Raw genomic sequence first — 22,439 nt, 5'->3', positions numbered from 1 at the left:
CGCCATCGTCTACCGAGCTGCTGCCGTCCTGGCCGCGATCATCACCTGGCTACGCACTTAAGAGACATGCCCTAGCCGCCCGGGTGAACGCGCTACTGGGTGCCACCCTCACTCCGGCCGCGGTGCGCACCGAGGCCTTCGTGACCGTCGTCGTCGGCGAGAGCCGGATCGGTCGGGCTGCGAAGGAGAGCGGCGGCGGGGTGGACGGCCGCGCCCGGGTGCTGCACGGGGTGATGGCAGAGGTCGAGAGTGCGTTGCGCGGCCCGGTCGGCTGCACCGCGGTGACCTGGCTGGACTCGGCGGCACTGGCTGCAGCGGTGCGCACCGGTTTCGCTCCCGGCGACCGGGGCCAACTGATCGCCGCCGACCTGGCCGCCGCCAACGGCGCCCAGCTGGCGACCGGGGTGCCGATGGCCGCCGCCGGACCCACCCAGGCGCGCGCCGAGGTGCGGCACTACGTGCACGACGCCTGGGCGTCGGTCACCGACACGATCCTGCTACCTGACTCCGGGGCGGTGCTCGGCGCACTGGCCCCGGTGCTGGTGCCGACGACGGCGGGGGAGCGGCGTTGTCTGACAGTGTTCCTCGCCCCCCTGCCGCTGGACCGGGCCACCCGGCTGGTCGGACGGGAGGACATGAGTGCCACCACCGGCAACGAGCTGCGCGCCCGCATGGGCTTTCGGCAGCGGGCCCGGCAGCGACGGGACACCGAGCGGATCGGTACCGCCGACGAGAAGCTGGCCGCCGGGCGGGCGCTCGTCCGTCCCGCCGTCGCGGCCTGCGTCACCGTCCCGGCCACCTGGCCGGTGGACGAGCACGGCCGCCGGCTCGCCGCCTCGATCCGTGCCGCCGGCTTCGTGCCGTTGCGGCTGGACCTGGCGCAGGACTCCGGCTTTGCCGCCGCCGCCATACCCCTCGGTGTGGGGCTGCCCGATCGCAGGGGACGGCGATGAACCGCCGCGGCTTCCGCCGGGGCCGGGACGTCGCCGTCCTGCTCGACGACTTCGGCCACCGACTGCCAGCGCAACCCACCGTGGACAGAGCGCCACGCGAGCGGGGCTCTTTTACCCAGCCGGTGTCTCGCCGCGGGCCGCGCGGACGTGGCCGGGGCCGGGCGGCGGCGACCGCGCCGCTGTCGGTGTGGCGCATGACGTCGGAGCAGACGCCGGTGGTGTGGCCGTTGATCGCCAGCAGCGGGCTACCGCCCACCGGCGCACAGATGGGCATCGACCTGCTGTCGGGCGGGGCGTTCTACTGCGATCCGGTCGGCTGGGTCACCGACGACGACATCCCGGTAACCAACCCGAACGTCGTGGTCTTCGGCAAACCCGGCCGCGGCAAGTCCGCCACCGTCAAGGCCTTCGCGTTGCGCATGCTCGCCTACGGCTACCGCACGCTGATCCTGGGCGACACCAAGGACGAGTACGAGCCGCTGTGCCGCGCGCTGGGCGTGGAGCCGTTCGTCATCGGCCACGGACTCTCCGCCCGGGTCAACCCACTGGCCTTCGGCCCGCTCGGCCACGGCTGGGAGCAGCTCGACGCCGCCGAGGCCCGCCGCCGCGAGGCAATCATGTTCGCCCGCTGGCTGGTGCTGATTCGCGGCCTCGTCGGCTCACAGAACGTCCCTTTCGGCCCTGTGGAGGAGACCGCCGTCGGCGAGGCGCTGCGACTGCTCACCGGCTACCGCAGCGGAGCTACCCGGCTGACCGAGCCCACCATCCCGCAGCTGTGGCGAGGCATGGACGAGCCGACCGACGAACTCGTCGCCTGCTGCCGGTACGCCGACCGGCGGCACTTCCTCGACGCCACCCGAACCCTGCGCGATGCCCTCGGCTCGCTTGTGAAGGGTTCGTTGGCCGGGCTGTTCGACGACCACACGTCGATCGAGGTCGACTGGCGTGCGCCCATCCAATCCCTGTCGCTGTCCCGGCTCGAGCCGCTCGGTGACCAGGCCGTCGGCATCGCGTTGACCTGCCTGAATTCCTGGGGCCAGGCGATGCGCGAGATCGCGGATCCGGGTGACCTGCGCATCGTCATCCGCGACGAGACCTGGCGGCAGATGCGCCTCGGTGCCGAGGCGATGAAGAGCCTGGACGCCAACCTGCGGCTGTCCCGTCGCGACGCCGACGTACAGATCCTGCTAGCGCATAAACCCTCGGACATGCTCACCGCCGGCGACGCCTCCTCCCAGGCGGTGGCCATCGCCCGGGACCTGCTGCACCTGTGCGACGTCAAGGTGCTGCACGGCCAGGACCAGGCCGTCGCGGACGAGCTCGCCACCATGCTCGGGCTGACTGCGATCGCCCAGCGGGTGGTCACCGGATGGGCGATCGCCGGCAAGGGCCGGGCTTTGTGGCTGGTCGGCGACCGGGCGTTCAAGGTGCAGACCGTCCTTACCGAGCCCGAGCTGCGCCTGACCGACACCAACGAGGCCCTCACGGGACGTCCGGCATGAGAGGGACGGTCGAGCAATTCGCGCGGGCATACGCGAGGCGATGGCTGTGGAAGGCCGCCGCTCCCGTCGCCGTCCCGGTGTTCGGCGTACTGACCCTGCTGCTCATCCCTCTCGCGGTCCTCGCCGCTCCGGAGGCGTCAACGGCGACGGCGTCGTCGTCCTGCTCGATCGGCGGCACCGGCGCCACGGTCGCCGGCACCGAGCTGGACGCCGTCCAGATGGGTCACGCGCAGACCATCGTCTCCGTCGCCTCGACACAAGGACTCGACCCGTACGCGGCCACCGTGGCGCTGGCCACCGCCTACCAGGAGTCGCGAATCCGGATGCTGGCCAACGACGGCAGCAGCCCCGAACTCACCGGCGAGCAGGCCGCGGTGACCGCCACCAGCCTGCAGTACCCGCACGACGGGCTCGGCTCCGACCACGACAGCGTCAACACCTTTCAACAGCGCTGGATCGCCGGCTGGGGCACCGTCGCCCAGCTGATGGACCCCGTCTACGCCGCCGAGGCCTTCTACCGCCGGCTGGTGGCCGTCCCCGACTGGCGGGCCATCCCGCTCACCCAGGCCGCGCAGGCCGTGCAGGTGTCGGCGTACGGGTCGGCGTACTCCCGCTGGGAGCCGCTCGCCCGCGAGCTGACCGCCATGCTGTGGCCGGCCGCCCAGGCGACCGCGGCCCACCCGGCCGACGCGGTGGCCGGCGTCTGCCCGGGCCTGCCGGTCCCGGCCGGATCATGGATCCAACCCACCGCCGGCACCGTCACCTCCGGCTACGGGTCCCGTTGGGGCGCTCTGCACGCCGGCGTCGACATCGCCGGGCCCCGCAACACCCCCATCTACGCCGCAGCCGACGGCACCGTAGTTCGTGCCGCGTGCACCAGCGCCTACTGCGACCGCGACGGCAACCTGAGCCTGGCCGGCTACGGCAACCTCGTCGAACTCGACCACGGCGGCGGCGTGACCACCCGCTACGCGCACCTGTCGACCTACACCGTTACCGCCGGCCAGCGCGTCAGCGCCGGGGCGCTGCTCGGTTTTCAGGGGTCCACCGGCAACAGCACCGGCGTCCATCTGCACTTCGAGGTCCGCCTCGACGGCGCGTCCGTCGATCCCGTGCCGTGGCTGGCCAGCCGCGGCGTCGACCTGCATGCAGCCAGCGACGGCTGACCGGCAGAGAGGGAACAAGGACGTGGACATCCACCACCGAAACGGGGCCGGCGCGTGACGACGCCCTTCCGGCGTCGTGATCCGCAGCCGATTGCCCGGGGATGGGAACTGGCCGTCGCCGCGGCCGGTGGCGCCCTGATCGCTGTCGCGTTGGCGGCCCTGGTCGGTCTCGGGCTCGCCTCGGCGTTGTGGGGCGGTGGCTGGGTGTGGCCGCAGGGCACCGAGACGATCACCCACGTGCTCAGCGGACTGCTGGACGGCAACCCCGGCCGCGGCCTGCCGCCCGACCAACTGCGTCGGGTCGCCAGGCCCACCCCGGTGTACGCGTGTGTTGCCGTCGCCGAGCTCGTCCTATTGACCGCCGCCTTCATCACCGCTGTCCTGGTCGCCCGCCACCGGCGCCCGGGCGACGCCCGCGGCGGCATGGCCACCCGCAGGGAGGCCGAGCAAGCCCTCGGGTTGCGCCAGCTCCGCGCCGGGCGAGCGGTCATCCGCCCGGACCGCTACCCGTCCAGAGGCAGCCGGGGACGCCTTCATCGATTCCTGTCCACAGGCGGCGGCGCGATCCGAGGTCGCTCCCACAGATCCGTCCCGAGCACCACTTTCCGATCGACCTCCCCAGCACCGTCGAACCAGGCACCACCCGTCCGCACTGTGAAGGAGACCCCTCGATGAGCTCGACCGACGACGGCCTGAACCCTGATCTGCTCGCCGCCCGCGCCGAGGCTGCGGCACTGTTCGCCGCCGCTTCCCGGAACGACCAGGCCGGGCCGACAGCGCAGCTGCACTGCCTCGCCGCAGCCACCGCCCTACGCGCACCCAGCGGCCCGGTGCCCGCGACCGCCGACGCCACCGACCCCGACCGGCTCGTCGAGTGGGCACTGCGCATTCTCGGCAACCTGCCCGCTGACGACTTCGCGCACCCCGACGTCCTCGCTGCAGCTCAGCACGGCCACCGCGCGTTGCGTGCGCCACGCTGATGGCCACCTCGCTCGGGCAGCTGCTCGATGCCCTCGCCGACACGGCGCGGACCACGGACGACAGCGCAGCGGCGCGCGCTGATGCAGGCACCGCGTTGGGCCACCTGGGTCGGGCGTTGGCTCACCTGCGCCACGACGGCGTCTCCCCATTCGCCGGCGATCGCCGCGAACAGCAGGTCGCCGCCCTGGCTGCCGCCTGCACAGAGCTCGGCGTCCGCGCTCCAGCGACCGAGTCGGCGTTGACCCGGTTGGCGGCCGCCGCGGCCGACACCGTCGGCGTCCTCTACGACCACACCACCGTGACCAGCCGGTGGGCCGTCGCCACCGCCGTAGCCGAGACGGTGACGCCCCTGGCCGAGGTGGTCGCCCACCGCCTGCCTGCGGGTCCGGCGACGCAGTGGCACGCCGAGGTCGAGCGACAGGCGGCCCTGGTCCAGCAGACAGCCGCGCTGCAACCGCCGACCCGTGCCGACGTCGCCGTCCTCGACCGTCCCGTTCCCGGACCCGCGGTCGATGCGTCCGCCGACCCGGCACGGGTGGTCCCCGACGCCATCGGCGTCCTTCTGCAGGCCACGGCCCGAGCCAATGATCCGCCGTCGGTCACCGAGGTCCTGGCCTACACGATCGCCGCCCAGACACTCAGCTCCGCCGCGGAGCGCCTCGGCTCCACCGACGCACCACCACCCGCAGGTCAGACGACGGCGGCCGACGCCTGGCGCGCCGTCCGAGCATCCCTGCGTCCGTATGACGACGGCAGCCGTCACTTCCACCAGCACGCACCATCCGGCGTCACCGCAGCCGGTCGACTCCATGCCGCCCTCCGCTCCGCCGAACCTGACCCGGCCACCTGGACGGCGTCTCTGCGCGCATCAGTCACGTCCGCGGCCCAGCACCTGCCAACGCTCGCCACGCAGCTGCTGTACCGCACCGTCCGGTCCTGGGCGGACAATGGATCCCTGATCGCCTACGCCCGGGACGTGCCGCCGCGCGAGGAGCGGGTGGCCGCGTACCTGCGGGGATATCAGCCCGGCGGGCTGGTCCGGGTCAACGCCACCGACCTGCAACCGGTCGCCGGCGCCCTGCACAACGCCCGGCTGCTCTCCCTCGCCGTCGCCGACCGGGCGGCCGATCCGGGCGCCCGCGCGACGGTCGGCTTCCCGCGCCGGGCCTGGGCCGCGAATCGGGCGCTGCTCGACGACCCGCAGACGCCGGTCGCGCTCAGCGTGGCCATTCAGCAGGCCCACCAGCAGCTGCAGGCGGCGCGAGCCCAGCGGTCCGGGCCCAGCCGGGCACGGTGAAGGGAAGTCGGATGTTCACGTCAGGATTCGATCCGACCGACGTCGGCTGGCGGCTGGGCCGCTCCTCCCAGCCGCACGGGGTGGAACTGTGGTGCCGCTACGACCGCACGACCGGCGTCTACGGCGAGCAGGGGTCCGGCAAGACCCTCGACCTGCTCGCTCCCGCCCTGCTGGCCCACCGCGGCGCCGGGCTGGCGACGTTGACCAAGGTCGACGACCTGCTGCTGACCGCCGGGCGGCGGCAGCGGCCTTCCAGCCCCGACGAGCCGCCGCGCCCGGTCGCGGTGCTCGATCCTTTCGGCGCCGCGCCGGGACTGCCGGAGCTGGTGTGGGATCCGGTCGCCGGCTGCGTCGATCCTCGGATCGCCGAGCGACGAGCCAAGGCGTTCGCCGCCGGCACCGTCGCTGGCGCGGTCACCGGGGGCCGGCAGGACAACGCCGCCCGGTTCTACGCCGCGGAGACCGCCAAGGTGCTGCAGGGCTTTCTGCACGCGGCGGCACTCACCGGCCGCACCCTGGAGCACGTCCTGGAGTGGGTCGCCAACCCGGTCGCCGCCGAGCAGCCCGCCGAGATCCTGCAGCAGCATCCGCACGCAGCCCGGTTCTGGGACGGGCTGCTGATCGGCGCCCTGCACGGCAGTCCGGACACCGTTGGCAACACGGTGACCACGGTCCAGCAAGCGATGGCGCTGTTCTTCCAGCCGGACATCAGGGCTCGCTGCGTGCCTTCGCGCGGGCGGCCGGCGACCGATCTGGCCGACCTGATCGCCCGGCAGGGAACGGTGTACCTACTCGGGCGGGAGGACCCCTACGCCTCGGCGGCACCGCTGATGACCGCGGTTGCCGAGCATGTGCTCGACACCGCTCTGCACGTCGCCACTACCTCGCCCTACGGGCGGCTGACCCCGTCTTTCCTGGCCTGTCTCGACGAACTGCCGTCCACCACGCCGCTGCCGACCCTGCGGGTGCGAATGGCCAACGAGCGCGCGGTCGGTCTCTCGTTCATCTACGCCGCCCAGACCTGGAAACAGATGGTCGTCTCCTACGGCGAGGATGAGGCCCGCTCGCTGTTCGGGCTCACCAACAACCTCGTCATTTTCGGCGGCGGCAAGGACGTCCACTTCTACCGGGAACTGTCCGACCTGCTCGACGATGTGCGGGTCAGCCGCCGGACCGTCACCGACGGGCCCGGCGGCATGGGCACATCCCGCTCGGGCGAGGACGTGCGGGTACTGCGGCCCGGCGACATCCGTCGCATCCCTGAGCGGCACGCCCTCGTTGTCGCAGGCACCGCGCCGCCGATCATCGCCCGGTTGCGGCGCTGCCTCGACGGCAAGGACGGCCAGCAGCTCGCCACCGAGCTGGACGCCGCCCGCGCGCGAGCCAGCGGTGCCCGTGCCGACACTGTCGACGTCGAGCAGCGCACGGCTGCCGCGCTGGCCTACGCCCGCGACCACCGGCTCGGCCCGAGCCGGCACGTTGACCGGGCCGACCCGCCGGCCGCACCGCTGTCCGGGACGCGGTCCTGGTGATCGTCCTGCCGTTCCCACCGCCACCCCTCGGGGTGCTGCATGCGCTCGAGCTCCTGGGGAATGCGCGTGGAGGCGACCGCGGGGGAGTGGCCCAAGCCGGCGTCGTGGCAGACCTGGAGCGCCCCTGGGAGCCGGCCGCCTGCACCGGGGAGCTGGGAGCAGCCGTCTGGAGCTGGTGTGACGACGTCGTGGCATGGATCAATCACGAGTACGCGTGGCGGCCTGTGCAGATGGTCCCGGCCTGCTGGCCCCGCCACGCCCACATCGCCCGGGAGCTGCCGGTGCTGGCGGTGCTGCGGTGGGAGGCAGAGAGCGCAGCAGGCCCCCAGCTGATGGAGGAATGGAACCGCTACGCCTTCCCGATGTTCTGCGAGCGCATGGCTCAAAGACTCGGGGAGAGCACCTGCCGCACCGGCCGGCACCAGGACTGGCCCGCCGAAAGCCGCTACACCGCCTCCCTCGACGCCTCCCCGCGATGATCAGCGCAGGCACCAGCGGCTCACCACAAGGGAGCGAGAGGACGGAAGCAAGGAAAAGACGTAGCCCCGGCGACGTGACCAGAGGTCAGCGGTCCACCGGGGCTTTCGCGAGCACTGTACGCCAAGATGGGTTCTGATGACAACGCCGACGCCGCCTGCCGTCCCACCGGCCGGTGGCTGGGTGGAGGTCTGGCTGAGCAGCCCGCGATTCTCGGTCTACCTTGCCGCCACAGGCGCGGACCGAGACCGGGCGCTGGCCCTGTATGAGTGGAACGCCCAACTCAGCGCGGCGCTGATGCACGACCTGGCGCACGTCGAGGTCGGGTTGCGCAACGCATACGACGGCGCCTTGTCCGCCCGCTGGCCGGGTCCTCCGCACTGGACGCTGGCTGCAAACACCGTCTTCGCGCCGGTCTATCGCAGGCGCGGACGACGCCGCGTCGACGTCAACGAAAAGCCGCGGGAAAGCTTGCGCCACGCCATCGCCAACGCTGGCGGTACGGGCGCCCCGCCAGGGAAGATCGTCGCCGAGCTCATGTTCGGCTTCTGGCGCTACCTCAGCTCTGCGGCGCACGAGAAGACGCTGTGGGTGCCCGCGCTGCACCGTGCCTTCCCGTCGGGCACCGACCGTGCCCTTCATGTCGACGGCCCGGTGGGTCGCCTTCACGAACTGCGCAACCGCGTGGCCCACCACGAACCCTTGCTGTCTACCGACGTCGCCGGCCGCCTGGCCGACCTGACCGGCCTCGCCGCGCGCCTCGATCCCCAACTGGGTCAGTACCTGCAGGCCACCAGCTCGGTGCCCAAGCTGCTGACCGCTCGTCCGTAGGACGAAGGCTAGGGCCGAGCCGCGCTGATCCTATCGCGGCTCCGCCGGGTTGCAGGAGCGCCATCAGTGTCTGGACTCTCGGCGATCGCCGTGCATCACCCATCGGCGCGAATTCGCAACGCCGCGCGCGAGAACACTGAGAGCTAAAGGTTCCGTCGTCGCGATTATTTGTGGAATCGATGGTGGTGATGATGGAGCTGGATCGGTGCCCGTCTCGGTCTCATCGTCGGGCGTTGGAGACGCGAGCTGCCTCCTGGTGAAGGAGTCGCCCATCTCGTTGAGCTCGAAGGTTTCTCGCGGTGGGTATTCTAGGCGGTCAGCCGCACGCTTCATTGTCCTGCCTACGCCGTCGACAGCTTTGGTGAGGTCTTTAATCGCCCCGCGCACATGATGTAGGGAGCCGTCCGGCGCATCCCTGGACTGCCGCCACTCTGAAATGTCGATCTGCATCTCGAGAACAGGCAGCGGACCATAAGGTCCATCACCTTCGACACAAACGGTGCGCACCTGCGGTTCCTCGGTCGAGAGCAGATCGTAGCCTGCACCGAGCGTCCATCGGATCACCCGACCTGGGGCGAGTGATCGGAGGCCGGTGGCGAGTATGCGTTGAACCTTCTCGACCTTGTCTGACTGCTGCTGGCCAGCTGGAAGGGGCGGGTCGAATGTCACCCTCACGTTGCGCGCCACAGTGGGGCCGCTATTGCCGACCACGACGTGCATCACGGTGCCTTGCTGCATGTCGGGCTGAATGTCTGCCCATACATAGGGCTGCGATGCATCTCGGGCAAGCTTACGTTGCAACTGTGTTTGCTCGCGTGCGGCAGCGACCTGCTCACGCTGAATCTGAGTTTGATCATGGGCAGCCTTCGCTTGTTTCGCCGCGGCGCGTGCCGCCCAAACAGTAAACGGCAGCGCGAAGGCCGAGATGACCAATGCGACGATGGAGATGGCGAGCATGCTGCAATCTTCCCATCACCTTTGACATGGGAGTCAACACGACTCGGCCGTATAGTCTTTGGCGATACGTTCGCGAGGCGCTGTGTCGGACTCCCCCGGAATGCTGGGTACATCGACTGCGATCCTGGTTGCTGAGCGACCCGTGCAGCCGTCCGCACCGGACGCCAGGACGTGTCCTTGAAGTCGCCGTCAGGCCAGGCCCTGACGGGTGGCAACCTCACGAGCTATCTGCTTAGGGGTCATAACCGGTGACGTGTGGTCGGCCGAGTTGGGAGGAGAGGATGTCGGCCGACGGAGGCAGCCCGCTGGACCGCTTGCGCGCTACCGGCCAGCGATCCCGATCCCGTCTCCGCTGCGGACACCTCGGAGACGGAGGGCTCCGCCACTGCGTCCCAGTCCGGCTCGGGCGGGCAGCCGGCCGGCACTACACCTGCCGGAACCCGACCATTCTTCGTTCGGGCGTGGGCGGCGTCGAACACTTCCGACAGCGCAATGTCGGGCGCGATACCGGTGCGGGTCACGACGTGGGTCAGGTGCACCGGCCAACTCGTCGACGGGACGGCAGCGATGACTTCGGCGGCGCGACGAGCGGCGTGCACTTGACCTTCGACGGTGTCCAGCCGGTCGGCGTAGACGGCGACGCGGGCGTCGATGAGCCCGCTGGCCAGGCTGGGGGAGGCCGCGAGTGCCTGACGCAGAGCGGTGGCGCCGGCCGTCTGCAGCAGCTCGGCGGGGTCCTTGCCGGCCGGGATGACGAGATGGCGGGGGTCGTCGCCGCGGGCAGTGAGCTGCCAGAAGATGCGCTGGGCGGCCTGCTGTCCGGCCCGGTCGGCGTCCGTGGCAACGATGATGCCGGACCTTCCGTCGCCGACGAATGGGCGTAGCGCCTCGGCCTGCGCATCGGTGAAGGCGGTGCCAAGTGGCGCGATGCCGACGTAGTCGCCGTCGCCCGCGAGGGTGACTGCCAGCGCGTCGAGGGGACCCTCAACGATGACCGGGACGGCGCCGGCGGCCAGTTCAGCGGCTCCTTCGGTCAGGCCGTACAGCTCGCTGCCCTTGGTGAACAGGTAGGTCTCGGCGGTGTTGAGGTACTTGGGGATGGCGTGGTCCCCGTCCTGGTCGGGGTTGCGGCGGCCGATCCAGCCGTGGATCTCCTCGCCGTCGCGGATGGCGAAGATAAGCCGGTCGCGGAAACGGTCGATGACCCGGCCGGTGGAGGCGTAGCTGCCCAGGCCGGCGGCGACGATCTCGGCGTCGGTGGCGCCGAGGCGGCGCAGGTGGCTGGTCAACGTGGTCCAACCGTCGGGTGCGTAGCCGACGGTGAACCGCTCGTCGCCGGCAAGACCGGTGCCGAGCCGGTCGACGAGGTAGGCCGGTGCCCAGGAGTCGCGGTACTTGGCGGTGAAGAAGTCGGCGGCCTGCTGGTTGAGCTCCAGGAGGCGCTCCCGGTCAACGCGAATTCCCTCTTCGTCAGCCCGGTCAGTTGCGGCTCGGTGACTCGGGTTCGCGGCCCGGCGGTCGGTTTGTGCCGAGACGTGATGCTCGTCAGCGGCCGGGTCGTCCCCGTACAGGTCCTCATGGAGGAGTCCGGTGTCGTCGGGTTCGACAAGACTGGCCAGCCAGTCATCGTCGGCAACTCCGTCGGCTGTAGGCAGGTGTTCGAAATCGGAAGGCGGCGTCGCGGGGTTCGTGCGTGCGGCGGATGCCGGGTCGGTGAGCACGCCGACGCGCCACACCAGGGCGGTGGCCAGCTCGTCGGGGCGCAGTTGGTCGTCGTCGGGATGACCGGCGCGCAGCAGGTCATGGGCCGTGGACAGCACCTGGTCGGGCTGCCAGCCGGCGTCGCCGGCAGAGGTGACGGCGGCGACCAGCGCGGGCCAGGCTGGGTCGGCGACCACCCGCTCGGCGGCCGCTGGGCCGACGACGTCGGCCAGGACGGGGCTCCAGTCCGGGCGCAGCGCCTCGGAGACGGAGGTGCCGGTGGCGGTCATCGCGGCGGGGGAGAGCTGCCCGCACAGTCGCCACCACAGCGCGGCGGCGGGCTGCTCGTCCGGCAGGGGACGTTGGGCGGCGACGGCCTGGGTGAGCGTGGTGATGTCGATGCCGGCGCGGTCGGCGGCGGCGAGCCGCTCGGCCAGGACCGGCCAGTAGGGGTCGCCGGCGATGCGTGGGTCGATGCTGTCGACGAGCGGCGCCCAGCGCGCGGTGAGCGCGCGCCCGTCGCCGAGCAGCCGCGTGACCCGGTCGTCAAGCGCTCGCTGGGCCCGTGCGTCAGCGGCGCGCGGCAGCGCCGGGCCGGTGGGACGGCGGTCGGCGTCGTCAACGTTGTGGGCGGTGCGCCAGACGGCGAGATCGGCGACCAGCTGGGGATCGCGGTCGATGAGCGGACGCGCCCACGCGGGAGCGCTGGTGGGGGTCCAGGCGCGTGCACGGGCGGCGACGTCGACGGCCGGTGAGCTGACCTGGTCGGCGGAGTTGGCGAGGTAGGGGCCCCACTCGAGGTCGTCGCCGAGCGCCTTCGGAAGGCCGGGCAGCCACGGCAGGGGGCCGGTCTCGGCCGAGTGGCGCCCGGTGGGGTCGATACGCCAGTCCAGGACCGCAGCCACATCGCGGGCGTCGTCCAGACGTCGATCCGAGGTCAGGGCATGCCGGAGGACATCGGAGGGATCACGACCGGAGACGGCGCACAACGCCAGGTGTGCGCGCAGGACGGGGAAGGCCGCCTGCATGGTCAGGCCCGGCATCGCGGCGTCGGCGGCGGCGTCGATAGCCTCGAGCGCCTCCAGGCCCAGGCGCTCCTCTGCGGCGGTATTGAGCGCGTCGTAGTACCGGTCTGCGGCGCGAGCGAGCAGAGCGGCGGGATCGGTCAGCTCGCGGGCTTGGCTGGTGGCCGAGGTCGGTGAGCCGTCGCGAGTGAGCACACGGGTCAAGACGTCGACGGCGGTGGGCGGCAGCAGCGCGTCGCGGGTGATCACGCTGTGCGGGTCGCCGTCGCCGGCGGTCGTGAGGAAGAGGTGGTTGGCGTGCCGGCCGCGGGTCAGGGCGACGTAGAGCAGTTGGCGGGACTCCTCGCCGGTGGCGACGGTGTAGCAGGTGTCGGCGGTGAGGCCTTGTGCGCCGTGCACGGTGGTGGCGTAGCCCAAGCTGACGTAGTCGCTGACGTAGTCGGCGGGCAGGGTGAGGTGCCGTCCGGTGCGCTGGTGAACGACGTCGAGGGCGCCGGTGTCGTAACCGGCGCTGACCGTGAACCGGTCGCCGTTCTTGACCCAGTCGGTGGCGCTGATCGGGAGGGTGCGCTCGTTGCGGCGGGTGATGACCGCATCGCCGGCGGAGGCTTGTGAGGCGTCGGCGAGGGTGACCTGGGGACCGATCGCGCCGTTCTGCTGGGCGAGGCGGTCGCGGCGGGCGCGGGTGTTCAGTTCGGCGACCAACTCTCGGGTGGGCGCCAGCATGATGGCGTCGCGGCCGGCGGCGCGGTCGGCCGACCAGGCGGTGTAGGCGTCGTCGGTGACCGTCGCCAGGTCGCCGACGTGCACCCGTCCGTGATCGACGTAGTAGGCGAGGGCGGCCGGGTCGCCGTCGCGCAGCGCCAGGGACGCGGCGCCTTCGGCGTGGTCGGGAGCGCCGGTCTCGGGGTCCGTGAACCGCAGGACCTGCGAGATGGTGACTGCGCCGCGGGTGGCGGCGATGTCGCGCAACACTCCGCCGGCGCCGATCGCGGCCAGCTGCTGGTCGTCGCCGATCAGCCGGACCGACCCGCCGGCCTCGGTGACGAATGCGATCGCCCGGGCCAGGTCGGGAGTGCTGGCCATGCCGGCTTCGTCGATGACCACGAGGCTGTCCGGGCCGATGCGCTCGACCCACGGCGGGACGGCGTTGCCGGTGGCCAGTGCGTGGATCAGCTTGGCCAGGGTGTCGGTGTCGGTGCCGACTTCCTCACCCAGCACCGCGGCCGCCGCCGCCGAGGGAGCAAGGCCGACGACGTTCCCGCCGCCGGCCCGCCACGCCGCGGACAGCGCACGCAGGGCGGTGGTCTTCCCGGTGCCCGCCGGGGCCAGCGCCAGTTGCACCCGGGCGCCGGAGGTGGCCAGCTCGCGGACGAGCTGCACCTGGCCGGGGTTGAGCTCGACCCGGTTGGCGGTGGCCTCCAGCAGCGCAACGTCGACGGCCGCGGCCGGCACCACGCGCCCATCGCGTCGTCCGGCCGCGGCAAGGATGGCGCGCTCGGCGGTGAGGATCGCGGTCGAGGTGTACGGCGTCGAACCGGCCACGGTGTAGACCGAGCTGCCGTCCGAGCGGCGCAGCGCCGCAGGCTCGGTCACCGGTCCGCGGCTGCCCAACGCCGTCGACAGGGACAGCGCTCTGTCGACGACGGCGTCGATGGCTCCGTCGAGGTCGGTCAGCCGGATCGCGGCGGCGCGGGCCTGCCGCTCCGCCTCGGCGCGGACGTGGTTCACCTGCCAGATCGCGCGCGAGCTCTGCACCGTCGACAGCACGTGCTCGGCGGTCTGGTCGACCCACCTGCGAGTCGGGCGCTTCGCCTCGGGTCCGCGGCGGGGGACGAGTGCACCGCGGAGGTAGTCGCGCAGGCCGCTCTCCCCGCCCAGCACCGCCAGCGCCTCGGTGCGCCAGGCGGCGCGCTGCTCGGCGTAGGAGCGGGGCTGGTGCTTGCGCTGCCGGGTCTCAAGATTGGCCCGTTGCGCCAGGGACACGGCCTCTTTCGGCGTCGGCGGCCGCCCGTGGTCGGCCTGGAACTGCGCCGACAGCTCCGCGCGGCGGCTATCGATCAACGCCCGACGCGACGACCAGAGGCTGGGCAGCTCGCCATCGACGCCGACGATCTCCCGAACTGGGCGCTTGCTCGGGTCGGCGTCGGGGCGGTCGGCGAAGCGGACGCCGAGCCGCTCGGTGAGCAGGGCTTGCAGGCGGGTGTTGTACCGCTCGGAGGCGATGACGTTGTTCTTGTAGAGCAGCCGACCGTCCAGCGCCAGCCACCGCCCGTCGCGGGTCTGCACCTTGTTGCTGACGGCCACGTGGGTATGCAGATCCGGGTCGCCGGCCCGCGAGTCGCGGTGGGTGAATGCCGCCGCGATCAGCCCGCGTACCTCCACCTGTGCCACTCCGTTGCGCCCCGTGCGGGTGTAGGCGGCGTGGTCCTCCAACCAGGTCAAGGCGTCCGCCACGGCGTCGGCGTGCGCCCGCTCGATGACGGCGGCAACCTCTGGCGGAGCGATCGCCCACAGCGTGGAGACGCTCTTGACCGGGCTGAACGTCAGGTCGTACCCGGCGACCGCGGTGGTCGCCTGCCGGGAGATGCGGGCCAGATGGCCGGACAGCTCGCGGGCGTCGGCGGGCGGACGGCCGTAGGTCTCGAAGAACATCGTCGTCGCCAGCTCGGTGCGGATGCGGGCTCGTTCGTCGGCCGGCACGGGGGCGTCGGCGGGCAGGCCGAGCGCGGTGTTGCGGTCGCGGAACGCCCCGGCCGAGCGGCGGTGGAACATGTTGGCCTGCTCGTGAATGCGGTAGGGCGCGCCCAGGCGGCTGGCCTGATCGACCTGCTGCGGGTCCTTGCCGGCGAGCTGCGCGGCGCGCTCGATCTGATCGGCGTTCGGGTGCCGCCCCTCCCCGAACAGCGCGACCATCTGCGCCTCGGTGACCCGGTCACCAACCGGAAAATCAGGCACGGCGGCAAGCCCGCGTCCCATCCAGACGCCCGGAGCCTCACCCTTCTCGGTGTAGTAATCACCCAGGTTGTCGAACCCGCGGGTGGTCGTGTCGTGCGCCGCCACCTGGCGGGTCAGATACGTGTATCCGTCCCCCGCGGTGAGCTTGTGCAGCGTCATCACGACCCGAGAGTCGCGGTCACCTCTGCCACGGTCCGGCCGCGCGAAGCATCGACAAGGGGCGGTTCGGGCCGTGATGCATGAGGTGTGTCAGGTCGCAGAGGGTGGGGTGACGCCTGCTCTGGTCGCCGGGCTGCTGGGGTGACGCTCAGGTCGGCAGCCGTGTCATGAGGCCGTGTGACGATCCGGGCGGTCGGTCAGCTGGGCGAGCGGAGGAAGCGGTGGCCAGAACGGTGGGTCGACAGGCGGCAGCACTGACGAAGGCGCGGGAGCGACGACGGGCGTTGGACGCCGCCCGCGATGAGCACGACCGTCGGGTCGAGGAGGCGACGGCGGAGGCGTTGGTGGCCCTGGAGGCGCGAAGCGAGGCGGAGCAGGCCCTGGCAGTGGCGACGGCGGCACTCGGCGAGACGCTCCGTACCTTGCTCGCCGAGGACGTGTCCGCAGAGCGAGCGGCCGCGCTGCTGGAGCTGGATCCCGCCGAGGTCCGGCGGCTGACGAAGACGACCGACCGACCGGCGGCCACAGCCAAGTGACGCGAAATCGACCGAAGTGACTCCAGTGGTCCTCCCCGTGGAGCGGACGAGGATCCGCTGTGACGGCTGGCGGAGTCGCGGCGCTTCGAGGCGGCTCAACCAGAGGTGGCGGCCAGTCCTACACGCGCTAGTAGCCTGGCTTCAGTCCTTGGGGGGGGGGTGGCATGTCGGCGCGACGCATGTGGGCACTGCTACTGCTCGCTGCTGTCTTCAGCATGCACGGGGTCCAGTGCATGGCGACCGACGTCGCCGACCACGGGATGACCGAAGCAGGACACGTCCCGTCTGCCCTGTCCGTGCAGGCGGTGGAAATCGACTCAGCGCTCGCCGCCGCACCTCACCTGTCGCCCGCGACGATGTCTGCTGCAATGACTATGGCCGTCGCCGCCAATCTCTCTCCGGACGGTTCTCCGCCCCACGGCTCGGCCTTGATGGCGGTCTGCCTGGCCGTGGTCCTCACTGGCGTGAGTGCGCTGGCTGCGGCAACGCTGATCGGTCGAGCATCGGCATCGAGCGTTCGCGCTCGGGCTCCTTCTCCGATGTGGCACACCGGGTGGTCGAGGGTCCCTCGACCACCGGACTTGTCCGCTCTCTGTCTTCTGCGGATCTAGGCCGAATGCCCTGACCCGACTCCGCCCATAGCTCAGTCGGGTCCTGCGCGCACGCCTATGACCTACAACTGCAGGAGAATTCTGATGACTCGCACGACCGCACGACTCGTCCGCCTGGCCGGCGGACTCCTGGCAGGAACCGTCGTTCTCGCCGGCTGCTCCGGTGGGAGCGACGGCACCAGAGCTGACGACGGTGCCGATCGCAGTGCCGGCGCCACCAGCTCCGCCAGCGCGACCACCCACAACGAGGCCGACGTCGCATTCGTCCAGGGCATGCTCCCGCACCACGAGGGGGCCCTGCGCATGGCTCAGCTCGCCGACGGCCGGGCCTCCGACCCGAGGGTGATCGACCTGGCCGACCGAATCGAGGCGGCGCAGGGGCCGGAGATCGAGACGATGACCGGCTGGCTCGAGGAGTGGGGCGAGCCGCTGCCCGAGGAGGACATGGGCGGCATGGACCACGGCTCCGGCGGCATGGACATGGAAGGGATGTCCGAGGAGGACATGACGGCGCTGGACTCTTCTTCCGGCGCTGAGTTCGATCGCATGTTCCTGGACATGATGATTCCGCACCACCAGGGCGCCGTGGAGATGGCCGAGACGGAGATCGCCGACGGTTCTGATCAGGACGCCGTCGAGATGGCTCGGGAGATCGTCGAGTCGCAGACCGCTGAGATCCAGGAGATGCAGACGCTGCTGACCGAGCTGGGCGGCTGACGCCGCGACGGGTGGCGCTGTTCCGGACGCGGGACAGCGCCACTCGTCGACAGCTCTGCGCGCTCCAGGCCACCGGGCCGGAGCGCTCCCTCGTCATCAGCCGCTCCGTCTCGAAGGACCACCCCATGCGTTCTGACCTGCGTCGCCCGGCTACATCTGTTCATGCCGCTCGTCGTTCCCCGATGGCTCGAGTTCGTGGGATCGCGAGAGCGCTTTCTGTGGCGGCGGCCTCCGCGCTGCTTGTCGCGGGTTGCACCTCCTCGACCGCGCAGTCGGAGACCGAGCCGGACGGAGTGACGGCCGGCATGCTCCCCTCCAGCCATATCCACGGTGTCGCGATCGACCCAGCTGACGGGCAACTTCTCCTGGCCACGCACGACGGGCTCTTCGGAGTGGGCGATGACGGAGAGTCGACCCATATAGGGCCGGTCATCGACCTGATGGGCTTCGCTGTCCGCGGACCGGGGCATTTCCTCGCCTCCGGGCATCCCGGGCCGGACGTCGACCTGCCGGAGCCGGTCGGGCTGATCGAGTCGACGGACGGCGGCCGGACGTGGGAACCGCGATCCCGGCAGGGCGAGTCCGACTTCCATGCGCTGACGGTCAGCGATGCGGGGGTCCTCGGTTACGACGGCTCCCTCGTGCGGAGCGCCGACGGCGACGAGTGGGAGCAGCTACTGATTCCGGCGGCTCCGGCGACACTCGCCGCAGCACCGGACGGGCGGACGATCCTCGCCACCACTGAGCAGGGTCTCCTCAGCTCCGTCGACGGCGGTAGCTCCTGGGTCCGGAACGACGGTGCACCGCTCCTCCAGGTGGTCGACTGGGCCGACGACGGCATGAACGTCGCGGGCGTGGACCCGTCCGGTTCGGTGTGGACGAGCGCGGACGGAGCCGCTACCTGGCAGGCGGGGCCCAAGCTGGAATCACCCCCGCAGGCTGTGGCGGCGACCTCCTCGGCGGGGGGCTCGCTGCGGATCGCCGTCGTGACGGCCACGGCGTTGGTGGAGTCGGACGACGGCGGACTCACATTTGATGTGGTCTTGGGGGACTGAGGCGTGGCGGGATGAGTCAGCACTGGGAGCCGAACAGCTCTCTATCTGCCGCCCCGGTCGATGCCCGCCCAGGTCCTCCTCGGGTGAGTACTCGGTGCGTCGTTGCATTACACCCCCCGGGGGTATACGGTCTCATGGTGTAGGTACTGGCAGGGGGTATGCGTCGGTCGGTGTAGGAACCTGTCGGGCCACACAGGAGGCCAGCAGTCTCGCGGCTTATCCAGCGCAAGGACGACTGCCTCAGGCTCTTCGTCGGATGGAAGGGGAGGTTCGAGGCCTCCAGCCCGTGGTCGAGGCAGACGAAAGGTCCGCGAGGTGATCGAGGCCATCGCCTGCCGGGTCCGCTCCTGGAACAGGACCACCAGAATGAACATCCACGGCAATGCACGTCCATGAGGGATCGAAAGGACAATTCGAGATGAGTACCGCCACGTACAGCGTCGTCGGCATGACCTGCGGCCACTGCGTCAACTCCGTGGCCGAAGAGGTCCGCCAGGTTCCCGGCGTCACCGACGTCAGCGTCGATCTCGCCACCGGTGGACTCACCGTCAGCGCCGTGGCCGATGTGGACGACGGTGCCGTGCGCACTGCCGTTGAAGAAGCCGGGTATCAGGTAGCCGAGCCCGTCAACCTGCTCGCAGGGGCTGGAGAGCAGACGTCCGGGTGTGGCTGCGGCTGCAGCTGAAAGTCTGCGCCCGGAGGCTGTTCGTGGGGTACCGCTAGCGGCCCATCGCCGGCCCATTCCGACGTCCGCCACGCGGGCGGCGGCACCGCAGGCAGCTGACCGAAAGTGGCCTTGTGTCGGCACGACTCGGATGGCGCCCCTTCGGGAGCCGTCGCGCTGTAAGTGCCGGCCGTGGCGCAGCTCCGCGTCCTCATCATAGGCCCGAAGGTGCTCAGGGTGGTCACGGTCCCGGACGAGACCGGGACCGTGACCACCGGCTGGAGACCCCTGCTCGAGTCGTCACCGTCAGGGACATGTGGCCGCCCTTACCGCGATCACTCCGACGCGCAGTCCCGCAGGGCCGAACCCTCGAAGTCGGGAACGCCGCGGGCCTGCGCCTCCTCGGCCGTGGCGGCCTCCCCGTTCTCCTCGATGTCCTGGATCAGCCACTCCATCTCGGCGATCTCGCGCTCCTGGGCCTTGATGATCTCGACGGCGAGCTGGCACACCCGGACGTCGGTGATGTCGGCGCGCTCGGACCGGGTGATGGCTAGCGAGTGGTGCGGGATCATCGCGTTCATCCACGCGGAGTCCTGCACGGTGGCCTGGCTGCGGTCCAGCGCGATGCCGCCGCCCAGCAGCAGGAGGCTCACCGCCACGATCGCGATGTTGCCCTTCATGTTCTTGTACATGTTGAGCATCCAGCCGAGCATGATCAACCCCATGGTGCCGCCCATGGTGACCGCCATGAACACGCGGCTCTGGCTGAACTGGACGTGGCTCCACTCCCACGTGCCGGCGAACATCGTGAAGTACATGACGACCATGGACGTCGTGATCATGGCCGCGAAGCGCAGGTACATCTTCGTCTCGTGGGACATGCCGCCGTCCTGACCGTGTTCCTTCGTCTCGTCGCTCTTCTTGGTCGCCATGGATCCGATCTCCGTCCTGGCTGTCATCGGTGGGGAGGAACTCCGCAAACCAATGACTGCATCGTCACGCGAGCCGTTCGCCGCAGCCTGCGACGTCACATGTGTGTTGTTGCAGCGGTATCGGCCGAGGCGCGAGACCGCTGCATGGGTAGATGTTGGTTGGCGTACGTCGATCGCCCGAATGCCCGTACGGTCATACGGGTAAACCGAAGAGTCGGTACCGCCGTCGGGACAGCTGGCGTTGCGATCACGACAAACTCGCCATGAGTGCCGACTTGTTCGGCATCGACCGGGCGACATCAGCCCGCGACGCCGGACGACTGGACGAAGAGCGAGCCGATCTGTGGAGGCGATGGCGTCGGGTGTCGTTGTGACCACGATGCCTTCGGCGGTCGGCGGTGGCAGCTCGACGATCAGCGCCGCTGGAGCGATGGTTCGGCCCCGGGGCGTCGTTTAGGCCGCTCTTGCCCTGGCGCCGTCGGGGCCGGCCCACCGTGCAGTGCCTGTCAGCCCAGCGAGCCGATGAGGTCTCGGCACGCCTGCTCGCAGCGCCGACAGGCCTCGGCGCAGATTCGGCAGTGCTCGTGCATCGAGGCATGGCTCTCGCACTCGTCGCCGCACGCCTTGCAGGCGGCAGCGCAGGCCTCGAGCACCGCCCGGGTGAGGTTGGCGTCGTAGCCGGTGTGCCGGGAGAGCACGCGGCCGGTGGCGTCGCAGATGTCGGCGCAGTCAGTGTTCGTGCGGATGCACTTCGTCAGCTCGGCGACCTTGTCCTCGCTGAGGCAGGCGTCGGCACAGGCGGTGCAGGCCTGGGCGCACTCGAAGCAGGCCTCGATGCAGGCCAGCAGCTTCTGCTTGTCCACCCCGCCGAGATCCTTGGGGTAGGTGTCGAGCATCTGGGCTGCCACGGTCATGGTTGCCTCCTCGGGTTGCCGGCGCCGGCTGGCTCGGATGTCGCCCGGATCGGGCGCTGACGATTCCGGCGGTACCCGCAGACCCGTACGGGTATGGGCGGCCTGGAGGTGTTTCTCGATGTCTGAACCTGACCACGCCCATCCGGTCGACCCGGAACGTGTCGCGCACGCCCGTGCCCGGCTGCCGAGCCGGGAGGAAGTCGCCCAGCTGACCAGCGTGCTGAGCCTGATGGCCGATCCCACCCGGGCCCGAGTCCTGTTCGCGCTCGACATGGTGGACGAGCTCTGTGTCGGCGATCTCGCACTGGCCCTGGAGGCCAACGAGAACGCCGTGGGGTACGCGCTCCGGTTGTTGCGCACGGCGGGACTGGTGACCAACCGGAAGCAGGGGCGCGTCGTGTTCTACCGCCTGGCCGAGGGTTTCCCCGAGCCGCTGCGGGAACACTGCCTCCGCCAGTTGGTCGTCCTTTCGGAAGCGGCGCCGGACGACGACTGACAGTTGGGTGTCGACGCTGGCACGGCTGCCAAAGGCGGGGTGATCGTCGCCGCGCGAACATCCACGACCGCCCCTACAGTCGGCCACACCCGGACGGTCGTCCGGATGATCGCTGTCGTATCCCCGGCCCGATACCGGCCGCTCCCAGCGGCATCTCCGTTGAGGGGAGGAGAGCGCCATGGTCGCGCTGCTGTCGCTGGCCGCCCTGGTCGGGGCCGGGATCGTCGGGCTGTACGCGCTGTCGGCGGCGTTGCGCACCGCCCGGGAGCCCGCCGCCGTGCTGCCGTACGAGTCGGGCCTGCTCCCACAGCAGCACGCCGTCTCCCGCTACCACGCGCGGTGGTACGCGGTCACGGTCCTCTTCCTGGCCTTCGACATGGAGATGATCTTCATGTACCCGTGGGCGGTCGTGGTCGCGGACATGGGGACGACGGCCGTCGTCGAGATGTTCGGCTTCCTCGCCGTGCTGCTCGTCGGTGTCACGTACGTCTGGCGTGAAGGTGCGCTGCGATGGACGTGATCGCTCGGCTGCGGACCTGGGCGCTGGCGAGGCCGCGGGTGCTGCTCGTCGACGCCCCGGGCGTGACGATGCTCCGGTGGTCCGTCGAGGCCGAGTTGGACCGGCGCGGCTGGCCGTGCGCCGTGTCGCCTGCGGACACCGACTTGCTGGTCGTCCTCGGCTTACCCGGACCCGAGCTGGCAGAAGCCGTCGAGGTGCTGTGGAGCCAGGTCCTCGAGCCGCGGCACCGAGTGGACGTGCAGCGCACCGAGGACTTCGCCGTTGCTCTGGACCAGGGCCGAGCTGCGCTGGTCCGGCCGGCCGAATCAGGAACGAAGGGGGACGGCCGGCCGTCGCCGGCCTCGTTGCTCGGGAAGGACGAGAAAGAGGACGCCCAGGACGAGGGCATGGACCACGGCGGTGGTCACGAGGGCATGGACCACGGCGGTGGTCACGAGGGCATGGACCACGGCGGT

Annotated in this window: 20 protein-coding genes; 16 read left to right on the top strand and 4 right to left on the bottom strand. The window is 70.8% G+C overall.

Annotation, left to right across the window (positions count from 1 at the left end):
* The 9 genes from GCU60_RS19245 to GCU60_RS19205 all read left to right on the top strand — a co-directional run.
* On the top strand, positions 1 to 953 hold a 953-nt coding region (locus GCU60_RS19245; protein WP_345770710.1), incomplete at its 5' end, for an SCO6880 family protein.
* Entirely contained in the window at positions 950 to 2,455 is a 1,506-nt protein-coding gene (locus GCU60_RS19240; protein ID WP_163208160.1) for an ATP-binding protein, read from the top strand. The genes GCU60_RS19245 and GCU60_RS19240, both read left to right, overlap by 4 nt.
* The gene (locus tag GCU60_RS19235; RefSeq protein WP_163208159.1) at positions 2,452 to 3,621 is read left to right on the top strand and encodes a M23 family metallopeptidase; all 1,170 of its coding nucleotides are present in this window, start codon (positions 2,452 to 2,454) and stop codon (positions 3,619 to 3,621) included. Before GCU60_RS19240 ends, GCU60_RS19235 begins: the two co-directional genes overlap by 4 nt.
* A gap of 54 nt (positions 3,622 to 3,675) precedes the next feature.
* Complete coding sequence (locus tag GCU60_RS19230; RefSeq protein WP_345770709.1) at positions 3,676 to 4,296, top strand: conjugal transfer protein; 621 nt, start codon at positions 3,676 to 3,678, stop codon at positions 4,294 to 4,296.
* A complete protein-coding gene (locus GCU60_RS19225; RefSeq protein WP_163208157.1) occupies positions 4,293 to 4,601 on the top strand; it encodes a hypothetical protein in 309 nt (102 codons plus the stop codon). The genes GCU60_RS19230 and GCU60_RS19225 overlap by 4 nt, the downstream gene beginning before the upstream one ends.
* The gene (locus GCU60_RS19220) at positions 4,601 to 5,899 is read left to right on the top strand and encodes a hypothetical protein (protein WP_163208155.1); all 1,299 of its coding nucleotides are present in this window, start codon (positions 4,601 to 4,603) and stop codon (positions 5,897 to 5,899) included. Before GCU60_RS19225 ends, GCU60_RS19220 begins: the two co-directional genes overlap by 1 nt.
* 11 nt (positions 5,900 to 5,910) lie before the next feature.
* Positions 5,911 to 7,431: a type IV secretory system conjugative DNA transfer family protein gene (locus GCU60_RS19215; RefSeq protein ID WP_163208153.1), complete on the top strand. Its 1,521-nt coding sequence runs from the start codon at positions 5,911 to 5,913 to the stop codon at positions 7,429 to 7,431.
* Positions 7,432 to 7,535: 104 nt separating this feature from the next.
* Entirely contained in the window at positions 7,536 to 7,910 is a 375-nt protein-coding gene (locus tag GCU60_RS19210; protein ID WP_239521453.1) for a hypothetical protein, read from the top strand.
* 181 nt (positions 7,911 to 8,091) lie between these two features.
* Entirely contained in the window at positions 8,092 to 8,739 is a 648-nt protein-coding gene (locus tag GCU60_RS19205; protein WP_163208149.1) for an Abi family protein, read from the top strand.
* 63 nt (positions 8,740 to 8,802) lie between these two features.
* Here the strand turns inward: GCU60_RS19205 and GCU60_RS19200 are convergent, their stop codons facing one another.
* Positions 8,803 to 9,696 carry a hypothetical protein gene (locus tag GCU60_RS19200; RefSeq protein WP_163208147.1) on the bottom strand — a complete coding sequence of 298 codons (894 nt, stop codon included), beginning with the start codon at positions 9,694 to 9,696 and terminating at the stop codon, positions 8,803 to 8,805.
* Positions 9,697 to 9,935: 239 nt separating this feature from the next.
* Entirely contained in the window at positions 9,936 to 15,539 is a 5,604-nt protein-coding gene (mobF, locus tag GCU60_RS19195; RefSeq protein ID WP_204262331.1) for a MobF family relaxase, read from the bottom strand.
* Between the two features lie 221 nt (positions 15,540 to 15,760).
* Here mobF and GCU60_RS19190 point away from each other — a divergent pair, with 221 nt between their 5' ends.
* From GCU60_RS19190 to GCU60_RS19175, 4 genes are all read left to right on the top strand, one after another.
* Positions 15,761 to 16,075: a hypothetical protein gene (locus GCU60_RS19190; RefSeq protein WP_163208142.1), complete on the top strand. Its 315-nt coding sequence runs from the start codon at positions 15,761 to 15,763 to the stop codon at positions 16,073 to 16,075.
* Positions 16,076 to 16,770: 695 nt separating this feature from the next.
* Entirely contained in the window at positions 16,771 to 17,403 is a 633-nt protein-coding gene (locus GCU60_RS19185; RefSeq protein WP_163208140.1) for a DUF305 domain-containing protein, read from the top strand.
* Positions 17,404 to 17,528: 125 nt separating this feature from the next.
* On the top strand, positions 17,529 to 18,458 hold the full coding sequence (locus tag GCU60_RS19180) for a F510_1955 family glycosylhydrolase (protein WP_239521452.1): 930 nt from the start codon (positions 17,529 to 17,531) through the stop codon (positions 18,456 to 18,458).
* Between the two features lie 418 nt (positions 18,459 to 18,876).
* Positions 18,877 to 19,143 (top strand): heavy-metal-associated domain-containing protein, encoded by a 267-nt coding sequence (locus tag GCU60_RS19175; protein WP_163208138.1) that lies wholly within the window; start codon positions 18,877 to 18,879, stop codon positions 19,141 to 19,143.
* Between the two features lie 314 nt (positions 19,144 to 19,457).
* Here GCU60_RS19175 and GCU60_RS19170 read toward each other — a convergent pair whose 3' ends face one another.
* Positions 19,458 to 20,054, bottom strand: a complete 597-nt coding sequence (locus GCU60_RS19170; RefSeq protein ID WP_163208136.1) for a DUF305 domain-containing protein — start codon at positions 20,052 to 20,054, stop codon at positions 19,458 to 19,460.
* A 506-nt stretch (positions 20,055 to 20,560) separates the two neighbouring features.
* A complete protein-coding gene (locus GCU60_RS19165; protein ID WP_163208134.1) occupies positions 20,561 to 20,968 on the bottom strand; it encodes a four-helix bundle copper-binding protein in 408 nt (135 codons plus the stop codon).
* A gap of 118 nt (positions 20,969 to 21,086) precedes the next feature.
* Here GCU60_RS19165 and GCU60_RS19160 point away from each other — a divergent pair, with 118 nt between their 5' ends.
* The 3 genes from GCU60_RS19160 to GCU60_RS19150 all read left to right on the top strand — a co-directional run.
* Positions 21,087 to 21,464, top strand: coding sequence for an ArsR/SmtB family transcription factor (locus tag GCU60_RS19160; protein ID WP_163208132.1), 378 nt, complete (start codon positions 21,087 to 21,089; stop codon positions 21,462 to 21,464).
* A 178-nt stretch (positions 21,465 to 21,642) separates the two neighbouring features.
* On the top strand, positions 21,643 to 21,984 hold the full coding sequence (locus GCU60_RS19155; protein ID WP_163208130.1) for an NADH-quinone oxidoreductase subunit A: 342 nt from the start codon (positions 21,643 to 21,645) through the stop codon (positions 21,982 to 21,984).
* The coding region (locus tag GCU60_RS19150; RefSeq protein ID WP_204262329.1) for a hypothetical protein at positions 21,975 to 22,439 on the top strand (465 nt) is incomplete at its 3' end. The genes GCU60_RS19155 and GCU60_RS19150, both read left to right, overlap by 10 nt.

The organism is Blastococcus saxobsidens (genome assembly GCF_010682065.1).
Classification (GTDB): Bacteria; Actinomycetota; Actinomycetes; order Mycobacteriales; family Geodermatophilaceae; genus Blastococcus; species Blastococcus saxobsidens_B.
The sequence above is the reverse complement of the archived record's forward strand: the minus strand, read 5'-3'. Positions and strand labels throughout refer to the sequence as shown.